We start from the raw sequence: 9,812 nt of genomic DNA on the forward strand, positions 1-9,812 counted from the left end.
ATGTTCAATCATATGATTGATTACCTATCATTGTTCAGTTTTCAAAGATCTGTTACGTTAGGTTGTTGCCCTAACGACTTGTATAAGTATATCAGCGAAGTCTTAAATCGTCAACCTCTTTTTCAAAGATTTTTTCAATTTATTTTCAACTGATTTTATACATACAATCATAACCAAATTCTCTAGAAATAGAGATAGAAAACTCACAAACCGAAGTTTGTGAGTTTTAATTTGGTGACTCACCCGCGACTCGAACGCGGGACACCCTGATTAAAAGTCAGGTGCTCTGCCAACTGAGCTAGTGAGTCATGTTGGCAGGGGTGGCTGGGATCGAACCAGCGCATAACGGAGTCAAAGTCCGTTGCCTTACCACTTGGCGACACCCCTACAGTGATTATGATGTGTAGGTTATGGGGTGAGTAGTGGGGATCGAACCCACGCGTAACGGAGCCACAATCCGCCGTGTTAACCGCTTCACCATACCCACCACCTTGTAGGTATCGAAGACGTTGTCTTCGTAACAAAGAGAATTATATCTGTTCTAGAGATTTGTGTCAACACCTTTTTCTCAATTTCATTTAACTTTTACAATTAAAATTAAGAAATGTATTATCTCTAATATAAACCCTTTAGCCTTATATACATAAGGAAGCACTTCGGAAGCAAAGGCCTCATGAATGGTGCTTCCCTATTATACATATAAATTACTTAGTTGGCAAATAGTTTTTTACAAAATTTGGCAAAGCAAAAGCAGCCTTTTGAATTTCAGCATTATAGTACTTAGTTTCAAAGTTTTGTTCACGGTTTGGAGTCCATGTTAATGGATCATATGTTTTGGAACCTAAGGTGAAGCAATGCATGCCTGCTGGGTAAATTGGAATAAATGCAGTATATAAACGTGCAATTGGGAAGTGATTATTTACATACCCAAATACTTTCTCTACGAGCGGTTGATGCAACATAGGAGATTCTGTTTGTTGTACAAACAATCCGTCTTTTTTAAGAGCTTTCAAAGTATTTTTATAGAACTCTTCAGTGAATAGACCTTCACCAGGACCAATTGGATCAGAGCAGTCTACAATAATTACATCATAGTAATCTTCTGCTTCTGCCATAAAGCCAATACCATCGCCAATTTTTACAGTTAATTTTGGATTGTTTTCAATCATAGCTTTAGCAATAGTTGGTAAATATTGTTTTGCCAACTCTACTACCTTGCCATCGATTTCAACCATTGTTACTTCTTTTACACAGTCATGACGTACACATTCTCTAGCTACACCACCATCACCGCCACCGATAATCAATACGCGTTCAGGATTTGGATGTAAAAATAATGGAACATGGCTCATCATTTCATGGTAGATGAACTCTTCACGTTCAGATGTTTGGAATACACCATCTAATGCGAGCATTGTACCATACTCTTTAGATTTAAATACTTCAATTTTTTGGAACTCAGATTCACCTGAGTATAATACTTCTTCTGCTTCAGCGCTGAGACGTAAATGAGGAGTTTGTTCCTCTGTAATCCATTGACTCATGTAGTACCTCCTACTTTTATACTACAATACGCACCGCAGGTTATTGCGATGCGTATGTATATTACTTTAATTGCTCTATTACTTAGCCTTTACGGCTAATATAACAGAATCCGCCACCTAAAATGGTATCTTTCATCCAATTCGCTAATGAAAAATCACGGATTTCACCTTCATCAAAGATGCCACAGCGAATATCATCGCCATCCATAAAAATCTTATGAATTGGAACCCAATGCCATGTATAAAGAGCCTTTTCCTTGCCCTTATGACGATTCAAAAACGCCACAGGCACATCTTGTGCCAATGCATCATGAATAAACTGAGCTGCTGCCTCCACCTCTACACGAGAAGCACAGAAAGGAGACACATTTAACATATGTACATCATACGATAAGCCTTCATCTTCTAATAAACGAATAAGGCCTCGTTCCATCCATTGCGTTTTATAAACACCACCACCAAAGCGTGGCTTTACATATTTCCAAACTAAGTTCATCCGTTCTAAAGCAAGCGTTTGATCGGATGTGGTTTCTAGATCTAATAAGCCATCCCTAAATAGCGAATAGCCCAAAACTTGTGATGCCGATGTAGGGCCACAACCAGACAAGCGTTGCCACTCATCTGTGAACCACTCTTGGTCATACCCATATGATGTCTTTCCGTCTACATCAATATATAGCCATTCCGGATGTTTAATAGATACATCATTCATGAGATTAACCTTCGATTACTTCAACAGTTTCCATGATAGCACCTTGATGGATACCATCAACTACGTCCATACCTTCGATTACTTTACCAAATACAGTATGCACACCATCCAAATGAGGTTGTGGTTCGTATACGATAAAGAATTGGCTACCACCAGTATTAGGACCACGGTGAGCCATAGACAATGCACCACGTTCGTGTTTGTGTGGGTTACCAATTAATTCATCTTTAATTGTGTAGCCAGGACCACCTGTACCATTGCCATTAGGGCAACCACCTTGAGCTACGAAACCAGGAATTACACGGTGGAAACGAAGACCATTGTAGAAACCTTTATTGATCAAATCAATGAAGTTTTGTACTGTGCCAGGAGCTTCTTTATCAAATAATTCAATTACAATATCGCCGCCGTCAGCCATATGGATTTTTGCTTTTTTCATTGTTCAGGTACCTCCAAAATTGTACGCAACACATGTGCTGCTAATATAAAACCTGCCACTGGTGGCACAAAACTACATGTACCAGGGCTTGTTGCATCCCCACGGAACTGTGGCTTTGTTGGTTTTTCTGTAGAAAATAAAACTAATTGTTTTTTGATGCCCCGTTTTTTTAACTCCCGGCGCATAACGCGCGCAAGAGGACATGTATGAGACTTATTGATATCAGCAATCATAAGTTTTTCTGGGTAAAAGCGATTACCGCCGCCCATACAAGAAATAACGGGGATACTTTCACGTTGACAAGCCTCAATAATATTCAGTTTTGCCGTTACCATATCAATAGCATCGATAACATAATCAACGTGCAATCTTTGAATGAATCCAGGGTAACTTTCCTCAGTATACATAATATCATGAGTTTCTATCACCACATCCGGATTAATTGAAAGAGCCCTTGATTTAGCCACCTCTACCTTACGCTCACCAATCGTGTCGTGAGTTGTAATCATTTGGCGGTTCAAATTACTAGGTGCTATAGAGTCTCCATCGATAAGAACGATCCGCCCAACCCCTGCACGTACTAGAGCCTCAAGAGCACCACCGCCTACACCACCGACACCAAAGAGAGCCACAGATGTATTCTTTAAGGTTTGGATTTTATCTGGTCCAACTAACCATTCTAAACGAGTTAACATATATTCCATTAATATTTACCCGCCGGAATGATTTCTGTCCAATAACCGTCTGGATCGGCAATGAAGTAAATCCCCATATCAGCATTTTCGTAGGCTACAACGTCCATCTCTTTGTGTTTTTTAAGAGCTGCTTCATAGTCATCTACATAAAATGCCAAGTGGAATTCATTGTCTCCCAAATTATAAGGGCGATCCCAGTCACGCAACCAAGTAAGTTCTAGCTCATGCGCTGTATATGGACTTTTTAAATATACAAGGATGAAAGCCCCACTTGGATCTTCCAAGCGGCGAGATTCCTCAAGTAATAAAGCCTCTTTATAGAAAGCTAAACTTTTATCAAGATCCTTAACATTTATATTATTATGAGCAAATGAAAACTTCATAGGACCTCCTTTTTTAAATACAGTATGTTTTTGTAGGAATTATCCTCTTTTAATAGTATCACATTTTATAATTCTATAGCTAGTTAATCACAAATTTTGCTGTACTGCCATCATCACCACGTGTGACCTCTAGGTGGGCAGGTATCCGGGTCTTTAATTCAGGTACATGAGAAATCATGCCGATAAGGCGTCCAGAAGATTGTAATTGTACCAATGTTTCCATGGCAAGTTCTAATGTATCTGGATCTAAAGTACCAAAGCCTTCGTCGATGAACATCGTATCCATATGAATACCACCTGCATAACTTTGAATGACATCCGCAAGACCTAAGGCAAGAGCCATAGACGCCAAAAAGGTTTCACCACCAGACAAGGTGTTCGCTGGTCTTGACTGACCTGTGAAAGCATCCATAACGGCCAAATCAAGGCCTTGTTTGCCACGACCACCACCGGTATAGTCAGACCGCTCCAAGGAATATCGACTACGACTCATCTTTTGAAGACGTAAATTGGCGGCATATACAACTTCATCTAAAATAGCACCTAGCACATATCGTTCAAAGGTTACATTTTTAAAGCCTTGTTCACCGCCATTGGCTAAGTCGTTAAGACGGCTTAAGAAAGTGATTTCCTCACGAGCTTCACCCATAGCCTTTTCCAGTGCTTCTAATGATGCTAATGTGGTTTCAATATGTTTTGTTTCTTTATCCCAAGCCGCAAGAGAGCCTACTAAGTTATCACGTTTCTCTACGGCCGTATTATATACTTCGTCAGAAACCGTACCACTTGGTTCTATTACAGACTGGGCATGTTTCAAAGCCGCATCATATACAGCTTGAGCTGTACTAAAAGCCTCATCTAATGCATGTAGCTCAGTTCTAAACGCATCTAAGCCCTTATAATCACCTAGCGCATCTATAAAGTCATCTTCAGATACAGAAATTGATTGTAATGATTTTACATATTCTTGGTAAAATCCATCAAGATTTTTTGTTTCTTCCTGCACTTGTGTAAATAAGATTTCTAAACGTCCTCGTTTAGCGTTGAGCTGCTCTTTAGCAGCCTCTAGACTTGATTTACAAACCTTCAACTGCTCATCGTATGTGTTAATTTCAGTCTCTAATGATTCGATCTGTTTATGCCATGCATCAAGATCCGTAGTCGGCAAGGTCTTAGATACTCCATCTATCTTAGCCTGTACAGAGCTAATCTGTACCTCTAAGTCATGTAAGTTTTTAAGCAATTCATTATGACCGATCTCCAACTTTGATAATGTACCTTTAGCCTCAACCAAGTCATGCTCATTTTTAGTTATAATTTTGGTCAACTGTTCAGTGTCTCTACGTAAAGCTGTAAGCTGCTCCATTTGAGACGCCAAGCCTTGTTGAATTGAATCAAATGCATCTTGTGAAAAATTATCAATGGATGATTTGAGTTTAGAAACTTGGTCTTTAACTTGCTCATCTAACTCATGTAGACGAACCGATAACGTTTCTTTCTGACCAATTTCGCTAGCCCGCTTCTGTAATGCTCCATCACGCACTGCGCGTGCCTCTTCTACTTCCTCTTTAGTAGGGTATAATTCTGGCTTAGATGCTAACTGTGGATGCTCTGTAGAGCCACATACAGGACATGGCTCATTATCTACTACCAAATGAACCAGTTCAAAAGCACGTCCCTCTGCCATCAGATGTTCTAAACGTTCAAGCCGTACCGTTGAGTTTTTTACAGATTCATCTAGAGTCGCTAAAGATCCCTCCTTAGCATCAATATCGTTTTGAGCCTTTTGTTTCTCTGATAACAATTCAGAATATCGTTGCAACTGGCTCAACTGCTCTTGGATGTGAGGAATAGACTCTAATGCTTTACTATTAGCTTGAAACTGTTTTCTCACTTCAACTAACTCAGCCTCTAAATCACCTACCAGCTTGTGCTGAGCCTGCAACTTAGCTTCACTTTTCTCACGTTCTTGTGTTTCTAACTTGCTCTTTAATGTGGTCAATTCCTGATTTAGCAGTGCTAACTCATCAAATTTCTCTGACTGTTGTTGTAGTTGTGCCAACGTAGTCCTCTTAGCTTGTATAGTTTCAGCGTGAGATGCTAACACTTCATAAGCCTCTGTACATTTAGACTCATGTTGAGTTGCGGCCTCTCCACTCTTTTCTGCATCTGAAAGTGCCATTTTCAAAGTTTTTAATACAGCCTGTTTATCATCAAGTTGTTTATACAATTCATAGCTTGGTGTTAACCCGGTGAGGAACTGAATCTTTTCATTTAAACTAGACCGCTCCTTTTCTCTTTCTTTTACCAAGTCTAATTTGTTCGTAGCCTCAATAAGAGATTGTTGTACCTGATTATATAAGGCCCACTCATTGCGCAATGCATTGAACTGGTCCACTACATCTACAGCTTTATTACGTTCAACAACAAGCGTATCACGATGAGGTTCTCTATCTTTCAAAAGCTCTCGTACATGCTCAATAGTTAATACAGGGATTTCTTCATCATGCGGAATGGATTGTAGTAATGCAGATTGTTTTGTTATATTTTCTTCAATACCGGATTTTGCTTCATCATAAGCAGATTTTAGGGCATCTTGTAATCTTCGGTACAACTCAGTTCTAAAGAGAGTATGTAATAACTCCTCCCGTTCACTGGTGGAGGCTACTAGTAATTTCCGAAATTCCCCTTGCGGCAAAAGTACTACTTGTAAGAATTGATCTTTACGAAAGCCTATGATTCGTTGAATCGTATCACGAATAGCTGCCGCAGAGGTAGCGATGACTGTCCACTCTCCATCTTTCATTTCGTATACAGTAGCACTAGCATTCTGCTCACGCATACCAGTACCGCGTTTCTTTGCTACCAATTGTTTTGGTAATCTTTCAACACGATATTGAGCCTCACCAATCGCAAAGGAAAAATCAACACGCGTCATATGCTGCGGTTCTGCAAAATCACTACGGATAGCATCCGTTTTGCGCACCTCTCCACTAGGCTCACCATACAAGGCATACACCATCGCATCTAGTATAGATGTTTTCCCCGCTCCTGTAGGACCAGAGATAAGAAACATGGAATGATTTTGGAGCTCATTAAAGTCCAAGGTAACCGAATCGCGGTACGGACCAAAGGCTTCTATAGTTAAAGATATAGGCTTCATTTAGTCCTCCTTTAGAATTCGATCCCATACAGAGTTGATGTATTGTTGCTCACGCTCTGTTAATGGTTCTTTCCACACGGTTTCGGCAAATTGATTAAATAATTCGCGTTCATTTAACTCTTTAAAAACGGCTTCATCCATATCTGCCATAGGAGTTGCCACGCGACCTACTAGATCAATCGTCATGCATCGATGATACACTTGGCGCAGCTTAGCCATTCCATCCATTATAGGCATCGTATCAAGCAATCGAGCCTGCACATAATCGTCTTTGTGCTTAGCCTGTAATTCCTTATTATTTAGGAGGTCTTCAAAGTAACCTTCTAAAATAACTACATCTCGCTTCGCATCTACAGGAATGGTACTAATATCAACCTTTCCCTTTGCATCCATGTCAATAATTGTGAAAGACTTCTTCTGCGTATGCTCATCAAAGGAATACTTTAAAGGCGATCCGCTATAGCGAATATAGTCTGCCCCCATTCGTTGAGGCCCATGCAAATGGCCAAGGGCTGTATAGTGAAAGTCTTTAAAGACTTGTGGACTTACTTGTTCACTACCACCGATAGACAAGGTACGTTCAGAGCCACCTACATCACCGCCCATTACAAAGGCATGACTAATGGCAATGCTGCGCATCCCCTTTGGCACTTGTTTGTACAAGTAGTCACTCCAGGCCTGATACATTTGATCGTAATTATGTAAATTAAGTGAGGCTGGCTCTTGCTCATCAGTCTCCACATAGGAGAACAGGGAGTCCTCGCTCATATCTATATCAATAGGTTGTGGTACAGTTGCACCCAGGCCTAAAGCATCCCCAATGCGACGAGGCTCGCTAAAGGGCATAGGGCAAATAGCAATCTTACCATCAGAGCCTTCAAATTCAAAGGGTTGTAATGCATGATGAGGGGATCCCCAAATATGAATTCCTGATCGACTCAACATAGAGCGCCCCACTTCAAGGCGTTCAGCCCCATCATGATTACCACTTACCACGAAGAGTGGTACCTTATAATCCATAGCGAGACGGGTAATGATGGAATCCCATAACTCAATAGCTTCAATAGGAGGTACCGCTCTATCAAAGACGTCCCCGGCTAGCAATATGCCGTCGATTTTTTCATCTTTCAAAATAGAAAAGAACTGATTCTCCAACACATGAGCTTGGTCATCTGTTAAATACTGACCATAAAAAATACGTCCTAAATGCCAATCAGCAGTATGTAAAAAACGCATTTTATCCCCCTTTCCAGCTCTCCCTATACCTTATCTAAATGTAGTTATATAAATAATTATATAACTAAGACTGCGTTTTAGCTTAATTATTGATTCTCTACAATAGAGCGCAACATAGCAATTTCTTTTGCATAACCATCTAATTCGTTTGGCGTTTCTAAATAGAACGGCAAGTTCGTCAATTTAGGATGTGTCACAATACGAGCGATGGCATCGATACCGATGTGACCTTCCCCAATTTTTTCATGCCGATCTTTATGAGCGCCCATAGGATTTTTAGAGTCATTTAAGTGAATGGCTTTCAGACGATCAAGACCAACGATGCGGTCAAACTCATCGATAACGCCATCAAGATTATTGACGATATCATAACCACCTTCGTGGATATGGCATGTATCAACACATACGCCCATGTATTCTTTTAATTTCACACCATCGATGATGCGAGCAATTTCTTCAAAGCGAGAACCAATTTCTGTGCCCTTACCTGCCATGACTTCTAAGAGAACTGTTGTTTTCATACCAGGGAACAAGATTTCATTCAAACATTCCACGATATATTCGATGCCTTGATCTACACCTTGCTTTACATGGCTACCAGGGTGAAAGTTATACATTTGGCCTGGTAAATATTCCATACGCTCTAGGTCTTCTGTCATAGCTTGTTTTGCAAAAGCGCGCAAATCTTCTTTTGCTGCACAAGGATTATACGTGTAAGGTGCATGAGCTAATAAGGTGCCAAAGTTATGTTCTTTCATATACGCACTCAAGCTATTCATATCCTCTACATCGAGGGCACGCATACTACCACCACGAGGATTACGCGTGAAGTATTGGAATGTATTACCCCCAATTTTGGTAGCTTCCTTCCCCATGTTTAAATAACCTTTGCTAATTGATAAGTGACTGCCGATGACAAACATAATACTCCTTTATATAACTCTATAATTTTATAACTCTATAATTTTATAACTCTATAACTAATATAACCCCTACCGTGAAGGAGCCCTTCGCGACAGGGGTTATGTATTAATGGCTTTCTTTTTTAGCACACTCAGGGCATATACCTTCAAAGGTAATATGTTGACCTGTGATTTGATACTCGCTACCTTGATCAGCAATTGTTTTGATAGCTTGTAAATCAATGCCCATCATATCCTCTACCTTATTGCAACGGATGCAACGGATATGGGAATGAGCTTGTGTGTCCCAATCGTAATGAGCGCGCTCATCACCAACTTCTAAAATTTTTACAAGACCGATTTTTTCAAAAATCTCCATTGTCTTATACACAGTTGCCAAGCTCATGCTTGGATGTTCTGGACGCAACGTATGATACAACATTTCTGCTGTTGGATGATCATGATGACCACGCAACGCATCATAAATCGCAATACGTTGTGGGGTTACTTTAAACCCTTGGCTACGTAGAATTTGTGCGATATCCATAATACTCTACTCTACCTTTCTCCACTTGGAAATCTATAAGGCATCGACCATTATCGGCCATTCACAAGAAATAATTATTATCTATTATATCAGAATTCCCAACACTTATCAAGATAGATAGTATTAACTATTAAGTAATCATAACCACCCGTAGAACGGGTGGTTTGCTCTGACCCTATAAGGGTCTTTCT

Annotated in this window: 9 protein-coding genes and 3 tRNA genes; all 12 read right to left on the bottom strand. The window is 40.1% G+C overall.

The annotated features are described in order from the left end of the window. Positions 1-232: 232 nt before the first annotated feature. The 12 genes from RWP19_RS09235 to RWP19_RS09290 all read right to left on the bottom strand — a co-directional run bounded on the left by RWP19_RS09235 (position 233) and on the right by RWP19_RS09290 (position 9,621). Positions 233-308: transfer RNA gene (locus RWP19_RS09235), tRNA-Lys, on the bottom strand. Positions 309-312: 4 nt separating this feature from the next. Then, positions 313-387 (bottom strand) — tRNA-Gln (locus RWP19_RS09240). 24 nt (positions 388-411) lie between these two features. Next, positions 412-487: transfer RNA gene (locus tag RWP19_RS09245), tRNA-His, on the bottom strand. A 217-nt stretch (positions 488-704) separates the two neighbouring features. Continuing rightward, entirely contained in the window at positions 705-1,544 is an 840-nt protein-coding gene (gene speE, locus RWP19_RS09250) for a polyamine aminopropyltransferase (protein ID WP_195186660.1), read from the bottom strand. Between the two features lie 82 nt (positions 1,545-1,626). Beyond that, positions 1,627-2,256, bottom strand: a complete 630-nt coding sequence (locus RWP19_RS09255) for a hypothetical protein (RefSeq protein ID WP_314357414.1) — start codon at positions 2,254-2,256, stop codon at positions 1,627-1,629. A 4-nt stretch (positions 2,257-2,260) separates the two neighbouring features. After that, a complete protein-coding gene (locus RWP19_RS09260; RefSeq protein ID WP_005385683.1) occupies positions 2,261-2,695 on the bottom strand; it encodes a peptidylprolyl isomerase in 435 nt (144 codons plus the stop codon). Further along, positions 2,692-3,399 (bottom strand): tRNA threonylcarbamoyladenosine dehydratase, encoded by a 708-nt coding sequence (locus tag RWP19_RS09265; protein ID WP_314357415.1) that lies wholly within the window; start codon positions 3,397-3,399, stop codon positions 2,692-2,694. Before RWP19_RS09265 ends, RWP19_RS09260 begins: the two co-directional genes overlap by 4 nt. Further along, positions 3,399-3,773: a VOC family protein gene (locus RWP19_RS09270; protein WP_024065847.1), complete on the bottom strand. Its 375-nt coding sequence runs from the start codon at positions 3,771-3,773 to the stop codon at positions 3,399-3,401. The genes RWP19_RS09265 and RWP19_RS09270 overlap by 1 nt, the downstream gene beginning before the upstream one ends. Positions 3,774-3,852: 79 nt before the next feature. Beyond that, a complete protein-coding gene (locus RWP19_RS09275) occupies positions 3,853-6,936 on the bottom strand; it encodes an SMC family ATPase (protein ID WP_314357416.1) in 3,084 nt (1,027 codons plus the stop codon). Beyond that, on the bottom strand, positions 6,937-8,172 hold the full coding sequence (locus tag RWP19_RS09280; RefSeq protein WP_314357417.1) for an exonuclease SbcCD subunit D: 1,236 nt from the start codon (positions 8,170-8,172) through the stop codon (positions 6,937-6,939). Positions 8,173-8,258: 86 nt separating this feature from the next. Then, on the bottom strand, positions 8,259-9,095 hold the full coding sequence (locus tag RWP19_RS09285) for a deoxyribonuclease IV (RefSeq protein ID WP_009351073.1): 837 nt from the start codon (positions 9,093-9,095) through the stop codon (positions 8,259-8,261). A 106-nt stretch (positions 9,096-9,201) separates the two neighbouring features. Continuing rightward, positions 9,202-9,621: a Fur family transcriptional regulator gene (locus RWP19_RS09290; protein ID WP_295210294.1), complete on the bottom strand. Its 420-nt coding sequence runs from the start codon at positions 9,619-9,621 to the stop codon at positions 9,202-9,204. Positions 9,622-9,812: the final 191 nt, after the last annotated feature.

It is taken from the genome of uncultured Veillonella sp. (assembly GCF_963522475.1).
Lineage (GTDB): Bacteria > Bacillota > Negativicutes > Veillonellales > Veillonellaceae > Veillonella.